Source organism: Paenibacillus sp. HB172176, from assembly GCF_011947265.1.
Taxonomy (GTDB): domain Bacteria; phylum Bacillota; class Bacilli; order Paenibacillales; family Paenibacillaceae; genus Pristimantibacillus.
Window position 1 is genome coordinate 134,427 of the sequence record NZ_JAATHD010000004.1, and the last position, 25,959, is coordinate 160,385.

Annotated in this window: 18 protein-coding genes; 15 read left to right on the forward strand and 3 right to left on the reverse strand. The window is 53.3% G+C overall.

The window, feature by feature from the left end:
- The first annotated feature begins 104 nt into the window (after positions 1–104).
- A complete protein-coding gene (locus HFP08_RS07870) occupies positions 105–2,237 on the forward strand; it encodes an FAD-dependent oxidoreductase (RefSeq protein ID WP_168120040.1) in 2,133 nt (710 codons plus the stop codon).
- A gap of 312 nt (positions 2,238–2,549) precedes the next feature.
- Here HFP08_RS07870 and HFP08_RS07875 read toward each other — a convergent pair whose 3' ends face one another.
- Entirely contained in the window at positions 2,550–3,371 is an 822-nt protein-coding gene (locus HFP08_RS07875) for an AraC family transcriptional regulator (RefSeq protein WP_168120041.1), read from the reverse strand.
- Between the two features lie 151 nt (positions 3,372–3,522).
- On the opposite strand from HFP08_RS07875, the gene HFP08_RS07880 reads away from it, so the two are divergent.
- The 9 genes from HFP08_RS07880 to HFP08_RS07920 all read left to right on the forward strand — a co-directional run bounded on the left by HFP08_RS07880 (position 3,523) and on the right by HFP08_RS07920 (position 18,081).
- Positions 3,523–5,829: a glycoside hydrolase family 2 TIM barrel-domain containing protein gene (locus HFP08_RS07880; protein ID WP_168120042.1), complete on the forward strand. Its 2,307-nt coding sequence runs from the start codon at positions 3,523–3,525 to the stop codon at positions 5,827–5,829.
- A gap of 107 nt (positions 5,830–5,936) precedes the next feature.
- Entirely contained in the window at positions 5,937–6,722 is a 786-nt protein-coding gene (locus HFP08_RS07885; protein ID WP_168120043.1) for a hydroxypyruvate isomerase family protein, read from the forward strand.
- 116 nt (positions 6,723–6,838) lie between these two features.
- The gene (locus HFP08_RS07890) at positions 6,839–9,403 is read left to right on the forward strand and encodes a glycosylhydrolase-like jelly roll fold domain-containing protein (protein WP_206109207.1); all 2,565 of its coding nucleotides are present in this window, start codon (positions 6,839–6,841) and stop codon (positions 9,401–9,403) included.
- Positions 9,404–9,669: 266 nt separating this feature from the next.
- Positions 9,670–10,689 (forward strand): glycoside hydrolase family 88/105 protein, encoded by a 1,020-nt coding sequence (locus HFP08_RS07895; RefSeq protein WP_168120252.1) that lies wholly within the window; start codon positions 9,670–9,672, stop codon positions 10,687–10,689.
- Between the two features lie 180 nt (positions 10,690–10,869).
- Positions 10,870–13,137, forward strand: a complete 2,268-nt coding sequence (locus HFP08_RS07900; protein ID WP_168120044.1) for an AraC family transcriptional regulator — start codon at positions 10,870–10,872, stop codon at positions 13,135–13,137.
- Positions 13,138–13,365: 228 nt separating this feature from the next.
- Entirely contained in the window at positions 13,366–14,328 is a 963-nt protein-coding gene (locus tag HFP08_RS07905) for an ABC transporter permease (protein ID WP_168120045.1), read from the forward strand.
- A gap of 14 nt (positions 14,329–14,342) precedes the next feature.
- The gene (locus tag HFP08_RS07910) at positions 14,343–15,242 is read left to right on the forward strand and encodes a carbohydrate ABC transporter permease (protein ID WP_168120046.1); all 900 of its coding nucleotides are present in this window, start codon (positions 14,343–14,345) and stop codon (positions 15,240–15,242) included.
- A gap of 35 nt (positions 15,243–15,277) precedes the next feature.
- Positions 15,278–16,930, forward strand: coding sequence for a type 2 periplasmic-binding domain-containing protein (locus HFP08_RS07915; RefSeq protein ID WP_168120047.1), 1,653 nt, complete (start codon positions 15,278–15,280; stop codon positions 16,928–16,930).
- A gap of 125 nt (positions 16,931–17,055) precedes the next feature.
- Positions 17,056–18,081 carry a glycoside hydrolase family 88/105 protein gene (locus HFP08_RS07920; protein ID WP_168120048.1) on the forward strand — a complete coding sequence of 342 codons (1,026 nt, stop codon included), beginning with the start codon at positions 17,056–17,058 and terminating at the stop codon, positions 18,079–18,081.
- A gap of 303 nt (positions 18,082–18,384) precedes the next feature.
- Here the strand turns inward: HFP08_RS07920 and HFP08_RS07925 are convergent, their stop codons facing one another.
- Positions 18,385–19,905, reverse strand: a complete 1,521-nt coding sequence (locus tag HFP08_RS07925; RefSeq protein ID WP_168120049.1) for a DHA2 family efflux MFS transporter permease subunit — start codon at positions 19,903–19,905, stop codon at positions 18,385–18,387.
- Between the two features lie 329 nt (positions 19,906–20,234).
- Positions 20,235–21,752 (reverse strand): DHA2 family efflux MFS transporter permease subunit, encoded by a 1,518-nt coding sequence (locus HFP08_RS07930; protein ID WP_168120050.1) that lies wholly within the window; start codon positions 21,750–21,752, stop codon positions 20,235–20,237.
- Between the two features lie 174 nt (positions 21,753–21,926).
- On the opposite strand from HFP08_RS07930, the gene HFP08_RS07935 reads away from it, so the two are divergent.
- The 5 genes from HFP08_RS07935 to HFP08_RS07955 all read left to right on the forward strand — a co-directional run bounded on the left by HFP08_RS07935 (position 21,927) and on the right by HFP08_RS07955 (position 25,948).
- The gene (locus HFP08_RS07935) at positions 21,927–22,178 is read left to right on the forward strand and encodes a DUF6953 family protein (protein WP_168120051.1); all 252 of its coding nucleotides are present in this window, start codon (positions 21,927–21,929) and stop codon (positions 22,176–22,178) included.
- 92 nt (positions 22,179–22,270) lie between these two features.
- Complete coding sequence (locus tag HFP08_RS07940; RefSeq protein ID WP_168120052.1) at positions 22,271–22,780, forward strand: RrF2 family transcriptional regulator; 510 nt, start codon at positions 22,271–22,273, stop codon at positions 22,778–22,780.
- A gap of 67 nt (positions 22,781–22,847) precedes the next feature.
- Positions 22,848–23,801: an NAD(P)/FAD-dependent oxidoreductase gene (locus HFP08_RS07945; protein ID WP_168120053.1), complete on the forward strand. Its 954-nt coding sequence runs from the start codon at positions 22,848–22,850 to the stop codon at positions 23,799–23,801.
- Positions 23,802–23,898: 97 nt separating this feature from the next.
- Positions 23,899–24,756 (forward strand): AraC family transcriptional regulator, encoded by an 858-nt coding sequence (locus HFP08_RS07950; RefSeq protein ID WP_168120054.1) that lies wholly within the window; start codon positions 23,899–23,901, stop codon positions 24,754–24,756.
- A gap of 178 nt (positions 24,757–24,934) precedes the next feature.
- A complete protein-coding gene (locus HFP08_RS07955) occupies positions 24,935–25,948 on the forward strand; it encodes an ABC transporter substrate-binding protein (RefSeq protein WP_168120055.1) in 1,014 nt (337 codons plus the stop codon).
- Positions 25,949–25,959: the final 11 nt, after the last annotated feature.

Below are 25,959 nucleotides of genomic sequence, written 5' to 3' on the forward strand. Positions count from 1 at the left end.
TGCAATTCATCAAATGTTTCAGGATGGAAGTCATGCTTTTCCCTAACAGCCCGTGCCTTGCAGCCTCTATGATGGGGATAGTCACGGGATGGAGGGTGAAAACATTGAACAAGCAATCTCAAATCGTAGTCTACGGAGCCACGCCATGCGGCTTGTCTGCGGCGATCGCCGCAGCGCGGTACGGCCGGCAGGTGACGCTGCTTGCGCATGGACAGCATATTGGAGGCATGATGTCGAGCGGGCTGAGCATTACCGATCTGCGATTTCCGTGGGCATTCGGAGGCATCTTCAAGCAGTTCACGGATAGAGTGCTTCGCTATTATACGGAAACCTATGGCTCCGACTCGGAGGAAGCGAAGCTTTGCAACGGCGGCATCTGGTTCGAGCCGCATGTCGCGGAGGCCGTCTTCGAGGAGATGGTCGCGGAGCTGCCCGAGCTTACTCTGGTCAGGAATGTTCGATTAATCGAAGCGCGCGCGGCGGAGGGGAGGATTTCTGGTATCGTCTGCGAGGACCGCGTGAGCGGCAACAGAGTCGAGCATGCAGCCGAGCTATGGATCGACGGCTCCTATGAAGGCGATCTGGCCGCCTTGGCCGGGGCGGCCTATCGCGTCGGCAGGGAAGGGCGCGAGGAATACGATGAGCCGTATGCCGGCTTCATCTTTCTGCGCAATCCGGGACTCCAGGTGCTCGAAGGCAGCACAGGCGAAGGAGACGAGCGCATTCAAGCGTATAATTACCGCCTTTGTCTGACGAACCGGGCCGAGCTGCGGGTGAGGATCGAGCGTCCCGCCGATTATAATCGCGATTTGTACGCGCCGCTTGTCGAGCTGGCGAAGGAGGGCCGGATCAAAGGCTTGAACGACGTGATACGGCTTGCGCCGATTCCGAACGGCAAGTTCAACGGGAATAACCGTCCGATAGGCGTCAGTCTCGATCTGCCGGAAGCGAACACCGGGTATCCGGAGGGAAGCGAAGAAGAGAGAAGAGAGATTATCGCGACGTACCGGTCTTATATGACGGGGCTGCTCTGGTTCGTCCAGCATGACGAAGAGCTGCCGCTTGCGTTCAGAGAGGAATGCGGCACATGGGGCTTCCCGAAGGATGAATTCGCGGATAACGGACATATTCCCTATGAGTTCTATGTCCGTGAGGCGAGGCGGATCGCGGGCCGAGCGACCTTCACTTCGCATGACGCCTTCCTGGCGCCCGGCGGCGAGCGTGCGCCGATTCACGCCGACTCCGTCGCGGTCGGCGATTATCATGTCGATTCGCATATCGTCCAGCGCAAGAAGGAGGAGTGGCCGCAGATGGAAGGGCATGTCTACCTGCGGGCAATTTCCAAGCCTGCGCAGATTCCCTATGGCGTCATGCTGCCGCGCGACCTTGACAATCTGCTCGTGCCCGGCGCGATGTCGGCCACGCATCTCGGCTTCAGCGTGCTCCGCATGGAGCCGCCATGGAGCGCGCTCGGCCAGGCGGCGGGCACCGCGGCGCATCTTGCCCTGACTCGGGAGAAGTCGCCTTCCCGGATCGATGTTGCCGAGCTGCAGCGAATGCTGCTCGACGCCGGCCAAGTGATTACGTTCTTCTACGACACCGGCGGACAGGATCATGTCTGGGAGCTGCTGAACGTGCCGGGAGAGCGCACGAGGCAGGATGCCACGATTGAGACGGCGCCCCTCTTCGGGGAAGGGAAAGGCATCCAGTTCTTCGGAACCAAGGGCTTCTTCCCCAGCTACTATGCCCGCCCGCACGATGCGTTGACGCGAACGGAAGCCGTTCGTTGGCTATGCTCTTTCGGGGATTTGGCGGGAGGCCGCATCAAGGAAGGAATGGACGGCGCGGGCGCAACGGAAGCCGTCCGCGATTACGTCGATGTCGGCCCCGAGCATCCGGATTATCCTTATGTGGCGCGGCTGAAGACGATTGTCGACGGCTGGCTGGGTACGAACGGCTTTTATCCGACGGCGGCTTTGTCGTGGGCCGACGCGGCCCGCTGGTTGGTCCGCCTGTGTGGATTCCCTGCGGATCGGGAGCAGGAGGGGAACGCATTCTCTCCATGGAGCGATCTGCCGCTCGAGGATCCGAATTTCGTCTGCTTCAGCCTGTTGAAGCGGCATGGGATTCTGCCCAAGGCCTGGAACGAGACCGGCTGTCTCGAGCCGTTGTCCTATGTGACGCGCGAGCAGTTCTGCGATATGCTGTATCGCGCCTTTGATAACCTCTGTGGATAAAGGTATGACAGCCGCATAATCAAAGAAATAAGAGACACCGACGAAGCATTCGCTTTGTCGGTTTCTTCCTTTTTATGGATATAACTTCAAGCGCCGCAACGGTTTTTCAAAATAATACTACTTCATAAAGAAAGTGCAAGGCTGCTTTTTGCCCATTTAAAAGAGTGTTATGACAAGAAGTATGTCATGGTATTTGTCCGGTTATCGGGCTTCAAGAATCTCATGGATCAGCATAGTTATTTCAATCGGATCTTCAAGAAGGAAGAGGGAATTGCGCCTAGCGAGTTTAGAGAGCTGAGCCGGAAATAAGATTCAATTATAAATCTTCCTGTACTGATTCGGACTAAGCTGCTCGTGTTTCTTGAAGACGGAGCAGAAGTAGTTGGGATCTTCAAAGCCGGTTAGAGCGGCGATCTCCTGCACTTGCAGGTGGGGATGCAGCAGCAGGAGTTCCTTGCTTTTCTTGATTCTCACGGATTGAATATACTGGAAGAGGCGAAGATGGGTCGTCTTCTTGAATACGTTGCACAGATGCTGGGGCGTTACCCCAATCACGTCCGCCATGCCTTCGAGCGTGAGCGGACGATTGTAGTTCTGCTCAATATAATCGAATAACGGCTTAAGCTTGAAGTTCAGGCTGGTGGCACTGTTGTTCGGAAGCAGGGATGTGTATTGCACGATCTGTGTGAGTAAGGTATACATGACGCCCGAGCACTGAATTCCCTTGAGCGCGGTATCCGTTTGCCCGATATCCAGAACCTGGCGAATGGTGTCCAGGAGGATATCGGGCCTAGACACGTAATAGACGCCGGATGATGCAATACCGGCGTTCCGCTTCAAGAACGCATCGACTTGATGACCGTCGAAGACCACCCAATCTACGATCCAGGATGAAGCCAGGGCATAGTATTCATGCTCGGCTCCTTTGAAGAGCAGCATGCCCATGCCGGGCTTCACACGATAGGTTTTCCCGTCAAGTCTTAGCTCTCCTTCTCCCTCCACACACTGAATCCATTGATAGAGATAGCCGTTCGGACGAATGACATGCTCCTGATCCCACTGCTGTCCTGCGTTAACCAGATAGTAGGGGAGCTCCTTGTCGGACTCCGTTATAACAGGGATATATCTTCTCATGGCAATCACCCTCAATATGTTTAATATATTGCTATTATTCTTAATATGATTAGATTGTTGGCTATCATGCAGCGGTTTACAATTAACAATATAACAAAGAATGTTGCGTTGCAACGTCAATGAAATGAACCTCGAAAGGATGTTGATCAGCATGTGCAGAATCGAGACGCCGATAATGAATAATTGGGAGTTTGCGCTGGGAGAACCTCAGGATCAGAACTTCAAACCTGTGCATTTGCCGCATGACTGGGCGATAACCGCCCCGGTCAATCGGGATATGAAGCAAGGAACAGCCCAGGGTTTTCGCGAGAGATGGGGGATCGGCTGGTATCGCAAAAAGCTGGTTTTGGCCGAAAAGAAGGACGGTTATGTGTATCAATTGCAGTTCGACGGCGTATACGAGAACAGCACGGTATGGGTGAACGGCATGGAAGTTGGAGGAAGAAAATATGGTTATTCCCGCTTTACGCTGGATATTACGCACAGCATCCAAGAGGGAGACAATCTGATTCAGGTCAAGGTGGACAATACGGCTTTCCCCGCCGACAGATGGTATTCGGGAGCGGGCATCTACCGCACGGTCAAGCTGTTGGAATTAAAGGAGAAGCATCTTGATCCAGGGAATATTCAGGTTACTTCGGAGATGAATGGCAGCACGGCGAACGTAACGATCCGGACCGGGTCCGCTTCCTTGGTGAAGGCGCGCTTGACGAATAGTGATGCTGAGTTCGTTGGAGAATCGGACAATGGAGTGATCCATATTGACATAGCGAATGCAAAGCTGTGGAGTCCCGAGGAACCGAATCTCTATAAGCTGGAATTGTCGCTCTATGACGGCGATGAAGTTTCGGATGTGTACGATATGCGCATCGGCGTTCGATCGATTGAGATGATTCCAGGCCAAGGCATGTTCCTGAACGGTCAAAGGGTCAAGATCAAAGGCATATGCGTGCATCAGGATGGGGGTTCGCTTGGGACAGCGGTCACGCCGGAGATCTGGAGAGAGAGATTCTTGAAGCTGAAGGAAATCGGCTGCAACGCGATTCGCGTCTCGCATCATATTCCGGCCTCGGAGCTGCTGGATCTATGCGACGAGTTTGGCCTCTTGGTCTACGAGGAGCCGTTCGACAAGTGGGTCGGCGGTTCGTACAGGAGATATTTCGAGACGGAGTGGCAGCGCGATCTGGAGTGCATGGTGCGAAGAGACCGCAATCATCCATGCATCTTCATGTGGGGCGTCGGGAACGAAGTGGAGAATCAGGCGCAGGAGTCGATGCTTGGCATTCTTAGGATGCTGAGAGATCATCTGCGTACGCTCGACGATACGAGACCTGTCTCCTATGCGATGAATCCCCATTTCAAATACGAGAGCAACGTGGATCTGTCCAAAGTGGAGGATATTCAGCAATTCGTCGATACGGTGAGCGATACGGAGATCTACGACAGGGACGAGAGAATCGAGCGTATCCGCCGAATCGCCGATATCGTGGATGTCATCTCCTGCAATTATCAGGAGCAATGGTATCCGGATATTCACAAGGCGATGCCGGACAAGCTGATTCTCGGAACGGAGACGTATCAATATTTCCGCGGGCATCCGGATCAAATGCAGAATTTTAGCGAGGAATGCCCTTGGCTGGATGTGGAAAAGCATGATTATGTGATCGGCGGCATGCTGTGGACGGGCATCGACTATCTTGGCGAATCAATGGGCTATCCGGCCAAAGGCTGGGCCGGCTCGCTGTTCTGGACCACGATGGAACGCAAGCCGCTCTCCTATCTATATGAGAGCTATTGGTCAGAGAAGCCGATGGTCTATATGGCTGTGATGGATTATTCCTTGCAGGACGAGGTCGTCAAGGAGCATTGGGATGCGCCAAGATACGCCAGCCACTGGGATTTCCCGCAGTTTAACAAAACCGTCATTCCCTACATGATCGCGACGAATTGCGAGGAAGTAACGCTGGACGTGAACGGCAAGCAGTTCTATGTGAAGCAGCCTGCTTCCTTCCCTAACCGCATGATTACAGGTTTTCTTCCTTATTTGCCCGGCACTGTAACCGTGAGGGGCTTCAAGGACGGGGAAGAAGCTTGCAGCTATACGCTGAAAACGGCAGGAGCTGCGGTGAAGCTTCGGTTCGACGAGGAGGAGGTCAGGCTTGCTGTCAGGGAAGGCTATCATCAATTGTTTACGGTGAGAGCGGAGGATGCGGAAGGAACTTCCGTATTCCGCGAAAGCGCCAAGGTCACATTCCAGGTGGAAGGACCTGCGGAGATTGTACGCGTCGATAATGGCGATCTCAGCTCCAGCGAGCCGTATGATCGGAACTGGATGCATATGTACCGGGGAAGCGTCAGTACGGTCATTCGATTGACCGGAGAGCAGGGGCGCGTGGTGTTGACGGCCTATGCGGAGGGCATGTATCCTGCAAGGGTAAGCGTTAACGTCGTTGAATAAGAACGTTGGATTAGGTGGTGAAATCCACATGATGCTGCGCTGCAACGCTGGTTTTTAGCGTTGCAGCGCTCTTTTGCCGAATAGGAGATTTCAAGGAGGAATAATCTGTGAAGCTGTCTGTATGTATAGATTCGATTTGTCGGGGCTGGGATTTGACAGAGGCGCTGGAGCTGGTCAAGAAGAGCGGAATAGGCGCCTTTGAATTTTGGAACTGGAAGAACAAGGACTTGGACCGAATGGAGCGCGAGATGGACAGGCTGGGTTTGACGCTGTCGGCCTTCTGCACGGTGGGCGGCGCGCTCGCTAACCGGGATTCGCATGGCGAATATTTGGAAGGTCTCCGGGATGCGGTCGCTGTGGCCAAGCGTCTTGGCTGCAAGAGGCTGATCACGACGGCAGGCAATGAAAGCGAGGATATGCCGCGGGCAAAACAACTTGAGGATGTGGCAAGTGGGCTGCGGTCCGCCGCTGGGATTGTCGAGGAGGCGGGGATTACCCTTCTATTAGAACCTCTGAACACGGCTGTCGATCATCCTGGACAACTTTTGTCTCGTTCGAGCGAGGCCTTCGATATTATCGATCAAGTCGGGAACCGTTATGTGAAGGTCTTGTTCGATGCGTATCATCAACAGGTGACGGAAGGAAATCTGATCTCCGCCATGACCGAGCATATTGCGAGCATTGGTCATATACACGCTGCGGGCTGCCCGGGGCGGCATGAGCTGCAATTCGGAGAAATTCATTATGGGAATCTGATCAGTGCTTTGAGCGAGGCGGGGTACCAGCACTATTTTGGACTGGAATACGTGCCGACTCTTCATGCTCTTGAAGGATTGAAAAGCGCGAAGAAGCTGTTCGAGACGGGGATCGACGAGTGCGCTCGGGCAAAATAGTTCTACTTCTCCAAAAAAGTGCTACCGCTCTATTGGCGTCAAACAAAAAAGTAGGATTGCAGGCCATCGCATGAACCGTTAAGGTAACGTTAGGAATAAATGAATGAGGTGTAGGTATGAGTCACATGGAAGCATTGAAGAAGCAATTCCTGAATCCCCCTGCCGAATTCAGCCCGATTCCGTTCTGGTTCTGGAACGATGAGTTGACCGAAGAGGAGATTATAAGACAAATAAACGAATTCCATGAGAAGGAAGTCGACGGCTTCGTGCTGCATCCGCGCATGGGCTTGCCCCGCTCGATGCCTTATCTGTCCGATGGCTATATGGAGCTGGTCGAGGCGGCGGTTGCCGAAGCCGAACGCTTAGGCATGAGGGTTATTCTCTACGATGAGGGGATGTATCCGTCCGGATCGGCCAACGGCATGGTCGTAAAGCGGAATCCAGACTACGCTAGCCGGGGGCTCCAGCTTCGAGAAATCGCTTGTCCGCCGGGGGGCGGCTCTATCGCATTGTCGCTGCAGCCCGGCGAGACGCTCGTATCGGCGCAAGCCGTCCGCAAGCGGTCGGAGCGGGAGGTAGACGCAGGCGGAGCGATCCTGCTCGATGTCGCGGACGGAGCGATCTCGTTCGCCCCGCCGAAGGAGGGCGACTGGTCTCTGCTCCTCTTCGTCGACACGTACTCGAAGGGAACGATCCGCGGCGTTCATCCCGGCCAGGATGACGGCGAGCCCGATGTTCCCGCGGCGGCGGATCTGCTGAATCCGGCGGCGGTACAAGCGTTCATCGCGTTAACGCATGAACGGTACTACGCCAAGCTGAGCCGCTACTTCGGCAAGACGGTGTTCGCAATGTTCACGGACGAGCCGGATCTGCTCGGCCGCGGTCATGTCAAGGGATTGAAGCCTTGGACGAGCGGACTGCTGGATGAATTCGTTGCGGCGGGCGGACGCGAGCAAGATCTGGCGTTGCTCTGGTTCGAGGAGGGACAAGCGGAAGCGGAGGTTCGCGAGCGCTTTGCCGCCGTCGTACGGCAACGTCTGGCGCGCACCTACTATCAGCCGCTTGCCGATTGGTGCGAGGCGCATGGCATCGGCTTGACAGGGCATCCGGCCGCCAGCGACGACATTGGTCTTCTCACCCCGTTCCATATTCCCGGACAGGACGTGGTGTGGCGCTATATTGCGCCGGAGGACGGCAAAGGGCTGACGGGCGCGCACAGCACGATGGGCAAGTGCTCGTCCGATTCCGCCCGCCACCGGGGAAAACGCAGAAATCTGAACGAGGCTTTCGGCGTATGCGGCATCGAGGGCGGCTGGACGCTGACGGCGGACAATATGAAGTGGTATCTCGACTGGCTGTTCGTCCGAGGCGTCAATCTCATTAGCCCGCATGCCTTCTATTACTCTATTCGGGGAGAGCGCAGAGATGAGCGGCCGCCGGATGTCGGTCCGAACAATATTTGGTGGCCGGAGTACAAGACGATCTCGAGATATATCAAGCGAATGAGCTGGCTGATGACTGGCAGCGTGAACAGCGCCAAAGTTGCTGTTTTGGCGGGGGGAGACTATCTGCCTTGGAGAATCGTCAAGCCGCTGTACGAGCGGCAGATCGAATTCAATTATCTTGAGGAGTCACTGTTGCAGCATGCCTGCCAAGTGAAGGATGGGTTGATCGAAATTGCCGGCTACCGTTACAGCGCCGTTCTGATCCAGGAAGGAAGTCGCTTTGCTCCGGGCAGTTGGGAAACGCTTGAAGCGTTCGTCCGGCAGGGAGGCTTGATCATTGAGTGGAATGGGAGAGACGAAGACGGGTCAGCCAATAGCATTGGGCAGATTCGTGACATTGGCCAGATCTGTGTTCAACAGGAGCAGCAAGCTGCCGAGGAGTTGGAACGCAGGCTGGATCGGGATTATTCGCTCAATCCCTCATGTGCGGATATCCGTATTAGCCGCGTGGAGAAGAACGGGATGCTGTTCTACGTTATTGTGAATGAGGGCGAGGAAGGCTACTCAGGAGCTCTGCGCATGAAGCATACCGGGCTGACGGAGGTTTGGAATCCTTGGACGGGAAGCTGCGATGCGGCAAGCGCAATCGGCACCATTGACGGTCAGAACGTAATTCTAAGTCTGGAGCGCAGAGCGAGCCTTGTGATTGCGGTTCAGCCGAATGACTGGTCTGAGCAAGAGCACGATGATTGGAAGCGAATTGAGCGCGGGCATGAGCTAGAAGAGGGCTCGACTGGTGCGTTTGAGGCGGCAATCGAGTTTAAAGATTTGTCGGCAGGCTGGCGCGTCGTGGAGGGGCCTTGGACAGGAGAACTCAAGGCGCTTGCCTCGTGGACCGAATGGGCGGGCTTGGAGCATTTTTCGGGCACGGTTGTATATGAGACATCCTTTGAGTGGAGTCCCGCTGCGGAATGGACAAGCATCAAGCTCGATCTCGGAATTGTGCATGAGCTTGCCCGCGTATGGGTGAACGGCAGAGAAGTTGGCGTTCAGATGTGGAGTCCTTATATGTTTGCGATTGGGCAGGAGCTGCAGCAAGGCATGAACGTTCTGCGGGTTGCGGTCACGAACAGCTTGACGAATCAGTATGACGGCAAATCTTGGCCGTCCGGGTTGATCGGCCCGGTACGCTTGCTTGGGATGCGGCATGAAACGGTATCGGAGTCAATTATATAGGAGTGGAACTCTAACGAATCTTTATAACGTTAAAAGCTACTTTTCTGTATGATTAGAAATCTAACGAATATCTATATGCTTATTTATTGGTTTTCAGTGGAAAAAGGCCATCTCTTGTTGCAATAGCGGTATGAATCTTCGTTAAAAACATGCAGCGGGTGACAGGAGGAGATTAACGTTAGGAGTCTTCGTTAGATTGTACCCGGAGCTAACTTGAGCGCTCTATTATTCAATAAAGCAAAGGAGCTGACAACTTGAAGTTGAATATGAATGAAACGGAACTAAGGCAGATAATCGCGCAAGTTGCGGATTATACGCTGGAGATGGATCTCACCTGGGACTGGCCCTGCGGGGTTGCGTATTACGGCGTCAGCCGCGCCTTCGAGGTGACCGGCGAGCAGAGCTATCTCGACCGAATGGCGGCATTCTGCGACGAATACATCGAGGTTGGTCTCCCGGGCTGGACGGTCAATGCCTGCGCGATGGGGCATATGCTGATTACGTTGTACGAGCAGACGGGCGAGCAGAAATATCTCGATCTCATCCTGAGCAAGGTGGACTATCTGGAGCATAAGGCGCTGCGGTTCGGCGATCGGGTTCTTCAGCATACGGTGTCGGCCAACAATGATTTTCCCGAGCAATGCTGGGCGGACACGCTCTTCATGGCGGCTTATTTCCTATTGCGGGCAGGCATCATGCTGAAGGAGAAGCGGCTCGTCGACGACGCGCTGCACCAATACTTCTGGCATATCAACTACTTGCAGGACGAGGACAGCAGTCTGTGGTTCCACGGCTACAATCATCTCGGCAAAGACCATATGTCGGGCATCTATTGGGCGCGCGCCAATGCATGGGGAGCGTATACGATGTCCCGCGCCGCGAAGATATTGCCGGAGGCTTATCTCTATCCTCCGATGATGCATATCTGGAGCTCGCTGCGCGATCAACTCGCAGCGCTGAAGAAGCTGCAGAAAGCGGACGGCCTCTGGGGCACGGTGCTGGATTACGGTGAAGCCTATGGCGAGGTGTCGGCGACGGCGGGCATTGCCGCAGCGATGATGACTCAGAACAATCCGCTGCACAGCAAGTATGCGCAGAGAGCGCTGGACGGCGTGCTGGCGAATATCGCGGATAACGGGCGCGTGTTGAACGTGTCCGGCGGCACTGCCGTGATGAACGATATCGAAGGTTATCTCGGCATCGATCGCAAGTGGGCTCAGGGCTGGGGACAGGGCTTGGCGCTCGCCTTGCTCGCGTCGGTGCTGGAGAATCAACAGCCAGAATGATTTCCTGTCGCCTTTGCCCCAAACAAGTCGGAATTCTATACAAGAATGTCTGTTTTTTGAATGGGATTCACAGGCATATTGCGATAATTTAAGAAGAGGCACTGACGATTTCACGTCCAGTGTCTCTTCTTTCTCGTTACGAAGAGGATCGAGCCAAGTTCCGACAATGGAGGGGTTAGGATGAAACGAATTCCGATTATGCTGCAATGGGCATTTATACTGTTCATCGTCATGGCGGCGCCGACCGCGCTCTTGACCTGGTACAGCGGCAATCAAATATTGGGCAATTCGGAGGACGCGATCGCGGAATCCTCTTTATCGGGACTGAATGCGAGCCGCAGACTCAATGAGAACGCGCTGAACAACCTCGCGCAAGACGCCGTGCGGCTGACCGCGACCAATATTTTCGATCGCATCCGTTACTTCGAAACCTATGATGAAGTGAACTCCAATTACAATAACGTCAGCGACGCACAGGCGGTGCTGAGGGAATTGCGGAATCTGAGCAAACGGGTAGACGGCGTATATTCCTCCGCCTTCTATCTGGCGGATTCGAATTATGTCATCTCGACGGATGAAGGCATTACGCCGCTGGAACGATATGAATCTTTGAATTGGATGAAGGAGGCGGTAGCCGGACGTCGAGGAATCGCGGGCGTCTGGTATCCCCGCAAGCTGGATTCCGGAATCAACGTGGTATCCTACGTGCTGCCTCTTAATTATCTCTCCACTACGACAAGGGGAACCATCATCGTCAATATGCGAGAGAGTCAAATCGGCGAATATTTGCGTTCCTCGGAGCCGGGCGAGCAAGGCTATATGTTGATGAATGCGAACGGAACCATTATTTCGAACAACGACAAGAGCTTGCTGCTTTCAGACGGAGCCGAATTACCCTTTATGCGAGACATTCTGAACCAAGAGGGGGAGGAGGGATACGCTTTCCATGAAGTCGATGGGGAGAGGCGGCTGTATACATGGTCGCGCTCGGAGATCTACGATTGGGTCAATGTCAACATCTATTCCATGGATGAGCTGATGACGAAGACGAACCAGGTGCAGCGCAGCATGATCCTCCTTACCGTCATTATCCTGTTCGCGGGAACCGTTCTGACTGTACTCCTCGCTACATGGTTGTCGAGACCGGTTCGCAAGCTGGTTCGGAGCATTCGATCCGAGCGCAATCTGGGCATGACTCATAAACGGAACGAATTCGCTTTCCTCGATTCGGCATTTAAGCGCATGCAAGAAGAGGAAGAGGGGCTCTACAAAATGCTGCAGGAGCGCGAGCAGGATACCCGGAGCCTGGCGGTTCACAATCTGCTGCGAGGCGAGCTGGATAAGCAGGTCGACGAGCTGTTTCCCGAGTCTTATTTTGCGACAGCCGTGGTTTCCATCGACCAATATAGAAGATATGTGAGCCAGACTAACCCGGAGACGCGCAGCTATCACCGTTATCATTTCATCTCGTATTGCGAAGGGATGTTCTCCGGGAATATTTATGCCAGAATCGTCTATCAAGGCGGGGGCTGCTTCGCCATCGTTATCAATTATGGACAAGAGGAGCATGAAGATGAGCTTGCGGCGGTGAAGGAAGCAATCGGAGTGATTAGCGCGCAAGCCGCCGAGTTGTTCGGCCATTCCGTCACAATCGGCATCAGCAGCTGCGGAGATCGGGCGGCTGAGGTATCCGGGCAAGCGGCGGAAGCTGCGGAGATGATCAAGTATCGCATGATTGAAGGCGGCGGAGGCATTATGTTCTGGCGCAAGGAAGAGGATCGCAATGAGAAATACCTGTATCCCGCGAACAGCGAGCGGCGCATTCTGAATTTCCTGGACAGCGGAGATCTCGAGAGCATAATTCAAGAGCTGGAGGCGATCCGCGAAGACATTCATGCCGCCCGGCATATTACGTACGACAACATTCTCTTCATCTACAATCAACTTGCAGGCGTGACCATCAAGCATCTCCGGGAAAATAAGATCAGCACAGCGCGCATCTTCGCGGGATGGGGCAATATGTATTCCGCCATTGCTTCGCTCGACACGCTTGACGAGTTGAATGAATATCTGCATGAATTTTACGGGGAGATTGTGGAGTACCTGACTCGCGACTCGGGCGAAACCAATTATGTCGAACGAATTATTGCCTATCTCGAAGAGCATTACCGCGAGGATATCGTATTCGAGGAGATGGCGAAGGAAATCGGAATCAGTTATTCCTATATGCGCAAGATTGTATGCGAAGCGACCGGAAAGAGCCTGATCGATTATACGAATTCGCTGCGAATCGAACGGGCGAAGCAGCTCCTGCTCGAGACGAAGCTGAATATGACGCAAATCGCATCCCAGGTGGGATACTTCAACGTGCAAAGCTTCAACCGTTTTTTCCGCAAATACGAAGGCATGCCGCCAAGCAGCTACAAGGCTTCGCGGGCAGGAGCTTAGGACTTGCCTTGCAGCGGGGTAGCGGAGAAATGGCGTAAACACAAGGCTTCTCAGCCTTCATGACGCATATTTGATACGGTGCATCAGATTTGATTATGGGGTCAAAAGTGACTGCGTTAATCAATATTCACGATTTACTCCGAGAGAAACTCACGGCTATGATAGAGCCACGACCTCGACATTGACAGAAGCAATCGATGGGGGAACATCATGAACGGGGGTGAGAATATGAAAGTTGAAAGCGCAACCATTCCGGAGAACAATCTTATGGTGAAGGGAGGAGCGGGCAAGAGACTCCTGCATTATTACAGGCATAATTGGCCGTTATACGTTCTGCTGCTCATTCCGCTGGCCTTTGTGCTCCTATTCAAATTCGCTCCCATGTCGGGTTTGATTCTGGCCTTCAAGGACTATAAGATCGCAAGAGGCTTCTGGGGCAGCGACTGGGTCGGCTTCCAGGTATTCCAGGATATTTTCACGAATCGGAATTTTGCCAAGGCGCTGCGCAACACCGTGCTGCTGAATGTGCTCGATCTGCTCTTCAGCTTCACGGCGCCGATCCTTCTCGCGCTGTTGCTCAATGAAGTGAAGAACGTATTCTTCAAACGCGTGAATCAAACGCTGCTTTATCTGCCGCATTTCCTCTCATGGATCATTATCGGCGCTCTCGCTTATCAGCTGCTCAGCGAAGGCAACGGCGTAATCAACAACATGATTGAAATGCTGGGAGGGACGCGGATTCCGTTCCTGCAGGAGGATAATCACTGGCTTGTCAGTTATCTCGCCATTGGCGTCTGGCAGAGCATGGGCTGGGGAACGATCATCTATCTGGCGGCGATAAGCGGCATTAACCCTGAATTGTACGAGGCTGCGACGATGGACGGCTCCGGCCGCCTGCGCAAGATGTGGAATGTGACGCTGCCTTCGATTCGCATGACGATCATTACCTTGTTGATTCTGAATCTGGGCAGGGTGATGGAGGGCTCGTTCGAGCGAATATTCGCGTTGCAGAACAAGGCGACGACGGAATTCACTACGACGATTCCCGTTCTTGTCTATCGATGGGGCATCGAGAAGGGCGATTTCAGCGAAGCGACCGCGCTTGGGCTGTTCCAGTCGCTCATCGGCCTGCTGCTGGTCATCATGGCTGACCGCATTGCGAAGCGACTAGGCGAAGAGGGCTTGTTCTAGAAAGGAGGATGACGATGAAATCAACCAGTACCATTCAATCCAGGCTTCGGAAAAAGCGTTTCGACACATGGGATGTGCTGATCCACCTTTCTCTGATCCTCGTCTCGCTCGCATGCTTCCTGCCATTCGTGCATGTGGTTGCGAAGTCGCTCAGCGAAGACGCGTTTGTCATCGCGAACAAGGTTATTCTATGGCCGGAGGGGCTGACCTTCGAGGCGTATAAGAAGATTTTTGCGGATGCAAGCATTCTGCGTTCCTTGTACGTATCGATCGTCATGACGGTATCCTTCACGATTCTCGGGATGATCATTACGATCTGCGCCGCCTATCCGCTGTCGCGCAAAAACTTGAAAGGCCGGGGCATCCTTACGTTCCTGTTCATGTTCACGCTGTTCTTCAGCGGCGGCATTATTCCCGATTATATGCTCGTTAATAATCTGGGCATGCTGGATACGTTATGGGCGCTCATTCTGCCTCCCGCGTTCAGCGCGTTCAATCTGCTCATTATGAAGACGTCGATCACGGGCAGCATTCCGGACAGTCTGGAGGAGGCGGCGAGAATTGACGGAGCGGGACATTTCCGAATTCTCTGGAGTGTCGTGCTGCCGCTGTCGAAGCCGATTATCGCGACCTTGTCGCTCTTCTATGCGGTAGGACGTTGGAATGCTTATCAGGACGCCCTGTTCTATATTAAGCAAAATGTCGATCTAAGACCGCTGCAGTTGAAATTGTATTATCTCATCATTCAGTCGAGCGAAAGCTTTCAGCTCGAGGCAACCCAGGTATCGCTTACGAATCCCGAAGTACTGAAGGCGTCATGCGTGGTGTTCGCCACGATTCCGATTCTTCTGGTTTACCCGTTCATTCAGAAATACTTTGTCCAAGGCGTCATGCTCGGCGGCGTCAAAGGATAATGTATCCATAAAAATTCGAAATTGGGGGAAAAACAATGCGTATGAAGAAAACCATGACCACCGTATTCTCGATCGCTCTTGTCGCAAGCATGATGACAGCCTGCACGAACAACAACAACGAGCCTGCAGCGACATCGAACAATGGCAAGGCAACCGACAATCCGACTGCGACGAGCGCAGCCTCCGAAGGCGGATATCCGGATTATTCGCAAGGCTTCCCGGAGAAGGTAACGCTTGAAATTCCGGTTTATGAACGCGCTTTCGAAGGCTGGAATGTATCGGATAATTATTATACCAAGTGGGTCCAGAAGGAATTCGGGGACAAATACAATGTGGATGTCAAGTTCATCCCCATTACGCGCAGCAACGAGGTTACGGATTACGAGCAACTGCTCGCGGCGCATAAAGCGCCGGACATCATCTTCCATTACGATATGCCGCAAGCGCTTGCCTATTATGGCGAGGATGTGATGCAAGAGCTGGATTACGATGAAATCGCGAACTATGCGCCGACCTATTGGAAGAACATGGGCGATACGATCGAGCAATACGGCAAGGTTGACGACAAGAACACCTTCTTCTTCGCCGCCCGTCCGGCAGCCGACAACTTCACGACGCTCATTCGCAAAGACTGGGTAGAGAAGGTCGGCATGAAGATGGAGGATCTCACTTCTCTGGAGAAGTATAACGAGATGCTGCAGAAATGGAAGGACGCGGGCCTTGGCGTCGGCAGCGAAAACTTGAGAAAGAACAATTATACCTACAACTACGTTTTCCGGGAATGGCCGGTTGATCCCGAGTATCGCGCATTGTATTCCGATCTGAGCGTCGCGGACCTTACGACGGAAGACACGGAGCGCTATCTCCGCAACCTGAATTTCCAATACAATAACGGGCTGATTGACAAGGAATTCTATCTTCGCGAGGATGACAACAAAATTAAGTCAGAGTTCGTATCCGGCAAGACCGGAACCTATGCGTTCTACCTGTCGAGCAATACCGATGTTCTGGAAGCTACGCTTAAGAACAACCCCGGAGCCGAATTCGCCGTGCTTGACAATATGGCGGGCGTTCCGGAAGGCTACAAGCCGCAGGCAAGAGCTTACTGGCCGTTCGGCTTGATCATGGGCATCAACTACGAATCGACGGACATGGAACGAGCGGCGGTGTGGATGTATCTCGAGTGGATGAGCCAGCCGGATAATCTGTTCAAGTTCCAGAACGGCGTCGAAGGCGACAACTATACCCTCGATGCGGACGGCATTGCGGTGAAGAAGGAAGGCTTCAGCGGCGAATCCGTTCTGTCGGCGAACAATAACAAGGACTACTGGGGTCTTGTGACCGAGATGGCGCAGTACCCGGATCCGGCGGTAACGCGCAAGGCCTATATCCGCAACTGGGCTCCGGCCGGTTATGAATATTTGGCGGAGGATCTGCTCAGCTACTATGACAAATACGCGGAATACCGCACGCCGGATGCTCTCTACTCCGTAGTGCTGGATAAGGTGAATGAATACAAGGCGGATCTGAACTCCTTGTTCCAGGAGCTGTACGTGAAATGCGTGCTGGCTCCCGAAGCGGATTTCGATAAAACGTATGAAGCGGCGAAGAAGGAATACCTCGACGCAGGCTATCAAGAGATTCTGGACGAGAAGCAGAAGGCGATCGACGCCGGTCAATATAGCTAACGCGCTCCAAGGGAACGCGCTGACGGCAAGTATAAGATGGATGTATTCAGCAGGGTAAAATAGGAATCGATCAAAGCCCCCGCTTCCAGCAAGCTGGGGCTTTGGTCGTGAAAGGGCGGAGACAAATGAAGTTGCGGACGACCTCTGAGGAATTGTTGCCTGTAATGAAGCAAGTGGCTGACTATACGCTGGAGATGGATCTCACCTGGGACTGGCCCTGCGGGGTCGCTTATTACGGCGTCAGCCGCGCCTTCGAGGTGACTGGCGAGCAGAGCTATCTGGATCGCATGGCAGCATTTTGCGAGGAATATATGGAGGTTGGCCTTCCGGGCTGGACGGTCAATGCCTGCGCAATGGGGCATATGCTGATTACGTTGTACGAGCAGACGGGCGAGCAGAAGTATCTCGATCTCATCCTGAGCAAGGTGGACTATCTGGAGCATAAGGCGCTGCGGTTCGGCGATCGGGTGCTGCAGCATACGGTGTCGGCCAACAATGATTTTCCCGAGCAATGCTGGGCGGATACGCTGTTCATGGCGGCTTACTTCCTGCTTCGCGTTGGCGTGATGCTGAAGGAGAAGCGGCTCGTCGATGACGCGCTGCATCAATTCTTCTGGCATATCAACTACTTGCAGGACGAGAACAGCGGCCTGTGGTATCACGGCTATAATCATCTCGGCAAAGATCATATGTCCGGCATGTACTGGGCGCGCGCCAATGCTTGGGCGGCGTATACGATGTCTCGCGCTGCGAAGATATTGCCGGAGGCATATCTCTATCCTCCGATGATGCATATCTGGAGCTCGCTGCGCGATCAACTCGCAGCGCTGAAGAAGCTGCAGAAGGCTGACGGCCTCTGGGGCACGGTGCTCGATTACGGGGAAGCCTACGGCGAGGTGTCGGCGACGGCGGGCATCGCCGCGGCGATGATGACGCAGAACAATCCGCTGCACAGCAAGTATACGCAGAGAGCGCTGGACGGCGTGCTGGCGAATATTGCGGAGAACGGACGAGTATTGAACGTGTCCGGCGGCACCGCCGTCATGAACGATATCGAAGGGTATCTCGGCATTGACCGTAAGTGGGCGCAGGGTTGGGGGCAGGGGCTGGCGCTCGCTTTGCTCGCGTCGGTCATCGAGAATGAAGGATAGGAGTCGGCCTAGCTTCATGAAGGAATCAATGACCGCTTGCAACTGTAACGGACATTTTCGAGGCTAAGCGCCGCTTGACATGCTGACGGACACAGATGCGCTTATCTACATCAAAAATCATCATTAGTCGTTTTAACGGACACCAGCGCTCTTATTTGTAACAAATCGAGGAAAAAAAGAGTGTATCCCACCCAATAAGGTCTGTCATGTCCGTTAGAGCAATCAGCCATCCCGAATAGACATTAACTAAGCAGAAAAGGATGAAGCCTCGGTAGCTTCATCCTTTTCTGCGAATAATAGGTTCTACTTGCTGAAAGCCGGGCTCTTCGAATCGGCCGAGCCAGCGCCTGACGAAGCGACAACCTTCGCGTCCTCCGCCGGAGCCACTCTGCGGATGAAGAAAGCAAGCACGAGGGCGGCCAACGTCATCCAGGTTGCGACGACGAAGGAAAAGTTAATGCCGTGAACAGTAGCAAGCGTTGTGATTTCTTGCATTTGCGCAGCGTTCGCCGCATCCTTCGGATCGATCTTCGCCGCTTTCACGAGCTCGGCGCCGCGGGATTCGGCCGCTTGCGTCATGATCGTGACAAGCAGTGCCGTACCGAGAGCTCCGGCTACGTTCCGAATCGTCTGCGACATGGCGGAGCCATGTGAATTCAGACGCCTCGGTAATTGATTAATCCCCGCTGTTTGAATCGGCATCATGAGCATGGACATGCCGAACATCCGCGCCGTATACATAATGATAATATGCGAATAGGAAGTTTCCATGGTAAGCGTGCTGAACTCGTACGTTGTTATCGTTGTGATAAGCAATCCGACAACAGCCAGCCATCTAGCCCCGATCTTATCGAATATAATGCCCGTAATCGGCGACATAATTCCCATGAGAATCGCGCCTGGCAACAGCAGCAAGCCGGATTCGAGCGGCGTGAAGCCGCGCAACGTTTGCAGGTAGATCGGCAGCAAAATCATGCCGGAGAACATCGCCATTGTAATGATGGAGTTAATGAATGCGGTTAGCGAAAACATACTGTATTTGAATACGCGCACATCAAGAATAGGCTTCTCGACAACAGCCTCGCGCCATACGAACAGAATGAGCGAAACGGCTCCGACTGCCAAGGATACAATAACGGTGGCGCTGTCCCAGCCGTCGTTGCCCGCATCGCTGAAGCCGTACAGCAAGCCGCCGAATCCGAGCGTGGACAAGATAACCCCAAGCAAATCGAGCTTCGACTTGCCGGTCTGCGTTACGTTCTTCATGGAGAAGAAGCCGAAGATAAAGCTGATAATGGATAGCGGCAGCACGATGTAGAAGAGGACGCGCCAGGAATAATGCTCAACCACCCAGCCGGACAAGGTAGGTCCGATTGCCGGGGCGAAGATCATCGCAAGCCCCATCATGCCCATCGCCTTTCCCCGTTCCTCGACAGGGAAGATCGTCAGGAACACGACCATCATAAGCGGCATCAGTATGCCGGCGCCGGCTGCCTGAATGATGCGTCCGGTCAGCAGGAAGCTGAATTCGGGCGCGAAGGCGCAGACAATTGTGCCAATCGCGAATAATCCTACCGCCGTCAGGAACAGCTTCCGGGTCGAAAATCGTGAAATAAGAAACGCGCTTAGCGGAATTAAAATTCCGTTCGTTAACAGATAGCCGTTGGTTAACCATTGAATCGTATTCGTGGAGACCTCAAGATCCTCCATCATTTTAGGCAGAGCGACATTGAGCAGGGTTTGCGCGAGAAGGGCAACGAACGCGCCCATAATCAAAGCAGCAACGATGGGGACCCTCCGCAGATTTTGTGTGGCTTCACTCATGATCCTTTTTCCTCACTTTGTCTTAAAATTATGCAGATGTCATAGTTAGATCGTCCGCTGCATGTTCCATTTTGCCCAATGGGCAAGGTAAGAATGGTCGTATTCTTAATTGTACTAAAATTAGAGGCAAATATCTATGGAAATTTAGAACTTTTTGTTACAAGTTGCATGATACAATTAGTAAAAAATGTCTGGAAAAGGGCTCTGTTACAAGAAGATGCTTTCATCATGAAACTAATACGGGTCCGAAAATGAAATGCTGCCGACGCGGATTTGCGACGGCAGCGGAAGGGAGGATTTTGCGATTTCCGAGGGAACCTCTTATAGGCTTATTTGCTGAACGCCGGCTGATTCCGGTCCCGGGAGGAGCGGTTCGCCGACTCGATCCGTGCCTCGTCCGCCGGAGCGACTCTTCGGATGAAAAAGGCGAGAATGAGCGCCGCGACGGTCATCCAGGTAGCCACCTCGAAGGAGTAATTAATGCCGTGAACTGTCGCAAGCGAGGTGATGTCCTGCATCTGCGCCGCATTAGCTGCATCGGACGGATCGATCTTCGCCGCGCGTACAAGATCGGCGCCCCTTGCTCTGGCCTGTTGGGTCATAACGGTGACGAGCAAGGCCGTGCCAAGCGCTCCCGCTACATTTCGAATCGTCTGCGACATGGCCGAGCCGTGTGAATTCAACCTGCGCGGAAGCTGATTAATGCCGGCGGTCTGAATCGGCATCATGAGCATCGACATTCCGAACATGCGGGCGGTATACATGAGAATGATATGGAAATAGGTTGTCTCAAGCGTAAGTCTGCTAAACTCGAAGGTGGTAAGGACGGTAATAAGCAAACCGACGACGGCAAGCCATCTTGCTCCTACCTTATCGAATATAATGCCTGTTATCGGAGACATAATGCCCATCAGAATCGCGCCGGGCAGCAGGAGCAGGCCTGATTCGAGCGGCGTGAAGCCGCGCAGGGTCTGCAGATAGATCGGGAGCAGAATCATCCCTGAATACAAAGCCATCGTGATGATGGCGTTTATAAACGAGGTTAAGGAAAACATGCTGAACTGAAATACGCGCATATCCAGAATCGGCTTGTCGACGACGATTTCTCGCCAAACGAAGCCAATCAGCGCAATGCCTCCGATGACCAGCGTGGCGATGACGGCTTTGCTCCCCCAGCCGTCGTTGCCGGCGTCGCTGAAGCCGTAAAGCAGACCCCCGAAGCCGAGCGTAGACAGAATCACGCCGAACAAATCGAGCTTCGGCTTGCCGGTTTCCGTCACATTCTTCATGGAGAAGAAGCCGAAGATGAAGCTGATGATAGACAACGGAAGCACAATGTAGAACAGAACGCGCCATGTATAATGCTCGATAACCCAACCGGACAAGGTCGGGCCGATTGCAGGAGCGAAAATCATCGCAAGGCCCATCATGCCCATCGCTTTCCCGCGTTCCTCCACAGGAAAGATGGTTAGGAATACGACCATCATTAGCGGCATCAGGATTCCTGCACCGATCGCTTGAATAATGCGACCTGTTAGCAGTATGTTGAAATGCGGCGCAACCGCGCACACGATTGTTCCGATGGCGAATAAGCCCACCGCAGACAGGAAAAGCTTGCGGGTGGAGAATCGTTCGACGAGAAAAGCGCTTAGCGGAATCAGGATGCCGTTGGTCAGCAGATAGCCGTTCGCGAGCCATTGAATCGTATTCGTGCTGACGTTGAGATCGAGCATCATATGAGGCAATGCCACATTCAGCAAGGTTTGGGCGAGAAGCGCGACGAACGCGCCAAGGATTAAGGAAGCGACAATCTGCCCCCTGTGCATCACTTTGGATTGTTCACTCATGGCGGACAAATTCCTTCTTTCTATTCGAATTTTACAGGTTTAGGCTAGTTTGTCCGTTTGAATCACATTCCATTAATCGTAGTTCGGAGCAGGTTGTGATAAGCTTGATGAAGCGAAGTAAGCAAGAGCATCGTTTGCAACTTGAAGCTGCAAATGTGGAGGAGGAAAATAATAATGAAGGAAAAGACGAATGAAATAGCCGATTGGATGTTCAACGAGCTGCGAAGCGCCGGCATGCTGTATCAGGAAGCGGCGGTTGCGCATATCAGAGCCGAATATGGCAATGAGTATCTATATGAGAACGAGAACGGGAAGATCTCGATCGACAAGGAGGTGAAGAAAGCGTTCAAGAAGCTTCATGGCGGCAAAGCCGCATGGGATCGGGATGCATTTTTCTGGGGCTGGACCTCTGCGATTAAAGGTTAATTTGAAAAAGAAGTTGTATTATAGACTCTATCCATCTATAATGGATGATGTGTATCTATAATTAATATTATGACGAAAGGAGGAGGTATCGCATGCAATTCGCCAAGAGCACCGGCTATGCCTTGCATGCTTTGATGCACATGGCGCTGTCCGATCGCGGGCATAATATCGGAATCAAGGAGCTTGCGGCAAAGCTCGGCGTGTCGGAGAGCTATCTTAGCAAGGTGATGTCCAAGCTGCGTCAGGACGGCATTGTGCGGGCGGTTACGGGGCTGAACGGAGGCTATGAGCTTGCCCGCCGGGCTGATCAGATTACATTCCTGGATGTCATTCAAGTTATTGAAGGGCGACAGCAGTTGTATGAATGCGCGAATTTGAATGAAGAGCAGCATCGATTGTTCTTCGAAGCTTCGCAGGATTGCGGCAGCGTTGGCGAGAATGAATGCTCCGAAGAAGGGAAGCATGATCCTTTCGGCAAGGATTGTCTGGTGAAGAAAGTGATGGACGGGGCCGAACAACGAATGAATGACTATTTGCGCGAGCATACGATACAATCGGTCGTGGACGCGGCGTGTGGCGTGCCCAGGCAGGCAGTCGAATAAATGGCTGCTTTTTGCGCTTATATTATGGATATTAAAGATCTACTATAATGAGAGGTGAGTGATGAAGATGAATCATGAACATCATGAATCGGAATTAGAAGCGAATAAGAAAGTTGATGTTGCCATTATCGGCGGAGGGCCGTCCGGCTTGAGCGCGGCTCTGGTGCTGGGGAGAGCGAGGAAGAAGGTCATTGTTATCGATGCGGCGGCGCCTCGAAATCGGGTTACGCATGAGGTGCATGGTTATTTGACGAGAGATCGCATCACGCCAAGCGAGTTTCGACGCATAGCCAAAGAAGAGATTGGCGTTTATCCGACCGTCCAATTTGTAACGGACACCGCGGAATCGGTCGAGGGTGAAGACGGAGCGTTCCGGATTACGACAGGCCGAGGAGAGACATTCCTCAGCAAGAAGCTGCTGTTCGCCACAGGGATGAAGGATTTGCCGATCGAGACTCGCGGTTTGTCCGAGGTGTATGGTCGCAGCGCGTTCGTCTGTCCTTATTGCGACGGCTGGGAGCACAGGGATCAGAAGCTCGCCATTATTGCGAAGGGCGAAGGCGCTTTGCATCTTGCCAAGCTGCTCAAGGGCTGGACTTCCCGCATCGTCGTCTGCACGGACGGAACGGGCGAAGACGGACCTATGACCTCCGAACAGCGTGAGGAGCTTGAGCGCCATGACGTTTCCGTATACGAGACGCCGATCCGCATGATCGAATCCAATGCTGGAATGGTGGAACGAATTGTTCTGGAGAATGAGACGCAGATTATGTGCACGGGAATTTTCTTTGCTCCGAAGCTGGCGCCCGGATCATCGCTGCCGCAGTCTCTCGGCTGTGAAATGACCGAAACGGGAGCTGTCGTTATCGACGACTTCGGCAAAACCAATGTGCCTGGCGTGTACAGCAGCGGCGACGCGTCGTCGAGGCTGTATCAAGCAGTTGCGGCAGCGGCGTCGGGAAGCTTCACGGCGGCGGCAATCAATAACGAGCTATGTATGGAAGCATGGGAACGCGCGTAACGCGAATATCCCAAGAAGCTATCTCTGAATAGCTTCTTATTGCAGTGGACATAGCGATTCCATCTGCGCTATGCTCTTGGTGAAAGGCGGTGCGAGCATGGCTTCCGAGCATTACGAGCATGATTTCCGATTCAATATGAACCGTCGTCCGAGCGAGCTGTCGCTCTTGTTCAGCGGTTTCGGCAAGCCGATGGAGAATCATCAGATTGGTCCTACGGTATACGATTATTATTTGATTCACACGGTTATTTCCGGAGTTGGCGAATATCGAATAAATGATGTCCGCTATACATGCAAGGCGGGCGATACGTTCTTCATTTTCCCCGGCGAGATGTTCAGTTATACGGCCGACGCCAAGGAGCCGTGGGTATATACTTGGGTTGCATTGGGCGCGGGCAGCATGGCTGAGGATCTGTTGCATCTGATTGGCGTGTCCCCGGAGCGTCCGATTATACCTGGCGCAAGCAGGAAGGTGTATGCCGCTTATCGGCAGATTCTGAAGGATCTGGAGAATAAGGAGATTCCGGCGCTGACGGATGTGTCTTGCACGGGCCATCTGCGGTTGCTGCTCTATCATCTTGGCGTTTGCAATAAGGAGTACGTGCAACATGAGGATTCGCAAATCTCGGATACGGAGCAACGAATCCGGTACGCCGAGAGCTACATGAATACGCAGTTTGGCCAGTCGATTTCGATTGAAGGACTGGCGGGGAGGCTGGGCTATCACCGTACTTATTTTTCCAGCCTGTTCAAGCAGCACACGGGTAAGTCGCCGAAGCAATATCTGCAGCACATTCGCATGGAGCAAGCGATGCTGCTGCTTCGATCAACGGCACTGTCCGTCGATCAGATTGCGGCTTCCGTCGGCTTCAGCGATTCTCTCTACTTCTCGAAGAACTTTCACGCATGGACAGGCGAAGCGCCTACGGCTTATCGGAAGAGAGTGGCGAGATAAAAGGAGCGGGAGGGCGACAAAAGCTTAAAAAGTCGAATATTGTGGTCCTCCGGCATGCATTTTATACAAAGAAAAATCATCGATTTCTCCATTGCGGGGTAAATGGATTGCCCTTACTATAGATAATATTAATAATGATAATCATTATCTATATTAGATGGAGGGATCGATTTTCAACATGAAGAACAGAAATTTGCGGGTGGTTGTGTGGATTTGCGTAATGGTCTTGTTCTCGGCAATATGCCTTGCCGCATGCGGCAATTCGAATAATTCGGAGAGCGCGCCCTCGGAGACGGCCGGAGCGACCGTCAATCCGAGCGGACAAGAGGAAACGCCGACGCCGTCTGAGGAATCGGCTACCCGTTCCTATACGGATTCGAAGGGTCATACGGTAGAGATTCCAACGAATCCGCAGCGAATCGTATACACGGGCAGCGACTTGGGCGATATGCTGGCACTAGGCGTGAAACCGGTGGGCGCCGCCCTTGGCGTCATCGGCGACCAAATTGCTTATTCGGATCTGATTGACGGCATCGAGGATGTCGGGGACTTGCTCGGCGACGCCGAGAAGGTGCTTTCGCTGAATCCCGATCTTATTCTGCTTGATGGCGGCGGCACGTATTACGAAGAGAGCGCTTATGAAACGTTGAACAAGATCGCGCCGACCGTTACCTACGAGCGGCTTGCGACAAGCGAGAGGCTTCTGGGTCTGGCGGACATTATCGGCAAAAGGCAGGAAGCGGAGCAATGGATAAGCGATTTTGAAGGGGAAGCGGCCGAGACCATAGAGAAGATGGGGCTGCAGGGAGGAGACACTGCGACGGTGTTTCTTCAATTGGGTACAGATCTCTATGTGATGGGGAACAAGGGCTTCGGCACGCTGCTCTACGAAACGCTGGGCTACGAGCCTGCTCCCCAAGTGAAGAAGGAGCTGATTGACAAGGGCGAGGCATTTATTAACGTATCGAAGGAGCTGCTGGCCGAATTTGCCGGGGATGAGGTGTTCGTGCTTACCGATCAGGATGAAGCGGGCCGCGCGGCCTCCGATTCCATCTTCTCCACGGGAACCTGGAATGCCATACCTGCCGTTCAAGCAGGGCATGTGCATTATGTGGCTACGATGTGGAACTTCGACGATCCGATTACGAAGGAAAGACTGCTCGATATGCTTCAAACGATTTTTCAAAAATAAGGAAGAACGGG

What these genes read in the sequence shown, in the direction of transcription:
- HFP08_RS07955 (WP_168120055.1), top strand. Translation starts at nt 24,935, where the DNA reads ATGAAGAACAGAAATTTGCGGGTGGTTGTGTGGATTTGCGTAATGGTC.
- HFP08_RS07930 (WP_168120050.1), bottom strand. Translation starts at nt 21,752, where the DNA reads ATGAGTGAACAATCCAAAGTGATGCACAGGGGGCAGATTGTCGCTTCC.
- HFP08_RS07915 (WP_168120047.1), top strand. Translation starts at nt 15,278, where the DNA reads ATGCGTATGAAGAAAACCATGACCACCGTATTCTCGATCGCTCTTGTC.
- HFP08_RS07910 (WP_168120046.1), top strand. Translation starts at nt 14,343, where the DNA reads ATGAAATCAACCAGTACCATTCAATCCAGGCTTCGGAAAAAGCGTTTC.
- HFP08_RS07895 (WP_168120252.1), top strand. Translation starts at nt 9,670, where the DNA reads ATGAATGAAACGGAACTAAGGCAGATAATCGCGCAAGTTGCGGATTAT.
- HFP08_RS07935 (WP_168120051.1), top strand. Translation starts at nt 21,927, where the DNA reads ATGAAGGAAAAGACGAATGAAATAGCCGATTGGATGTTCAACGAGCTG.
- HFP08_RS07875 (WP_168120041.1), bottom strand. Translation starts at nt 3,371, where the DNA reads ATGAGAAGATATATCCCTGTTATAACGGAGTCCGACAAGGAGCTCCCC.
- HFP08_RS07925 (WP_168120049.1), bottom strand. Translation starts at nt 19,905, where the DNA reads ATGAGTGAAGCCACACAAAATCTGCGGAGGGTCCCCATCGTTGCTGCT.
- HFP08_RS07950 (WP_168120054.1), top strand. Translation starts at nt 23,899, where the DNA reads ATGGCTTCCGAGCATTACGAGCATGATTTCCGATTCAATATGAACCGT.
- HFP08_RS07905 (WP_168120045.1), top strand. Translation starts at nt 13,366, where the DNA reads ATGAAAGTTGAAAGCGCAACCATTCCGGAGAACAATCTTATGGTGAAG.
- HFP08_RS07900 (WP_168120044.1), top strand. Translation starts at nt 10,870, where the DNA reads ATGAAACGAATTCCGATTATGCTGCAATGGGCATTTATACTGTTCATC.
- HFP08_RS07920 (WP_168120048.1), top strand. Translation starts at nt 17,056, where the DNA reads ATGAAGTTGCGGACGACCTCTGAGGAATTGTTGCCTGTAATGAAGCAA.
- HFP08_RS07940 (WP_168120052.1), top strand. Translation starts at nt 22,271, where the DNA reads ATGCAATTCGCCAAGAGCACCGGCTATGCCTTGCATGCTTTGATGCAC.
- HFP08_RS07880 (WP_168120042.1), top strand. Translation starts at nt 3,523, where the DNA reads ATGTGCAGAATCGAGACGCCGATAATGAATAATTGGGAGTTTGCGCTG.
- HFP08_RS07945 (WP_168120053.1), top strand. Translation starts at nt 22,848, where the DNA reads ATGAATCATGAACATCATGAATCGGAATTAGAAGCGAATAAGAAAGTT.
- HFP08_RS07890 (WP_206109207.1), top strand. Translation starts at nt 6,839, where the DNA reads ATGAGTCACATGGAAGCATTGAAGAAGCAATTCCTGAATCCCCCTGCC.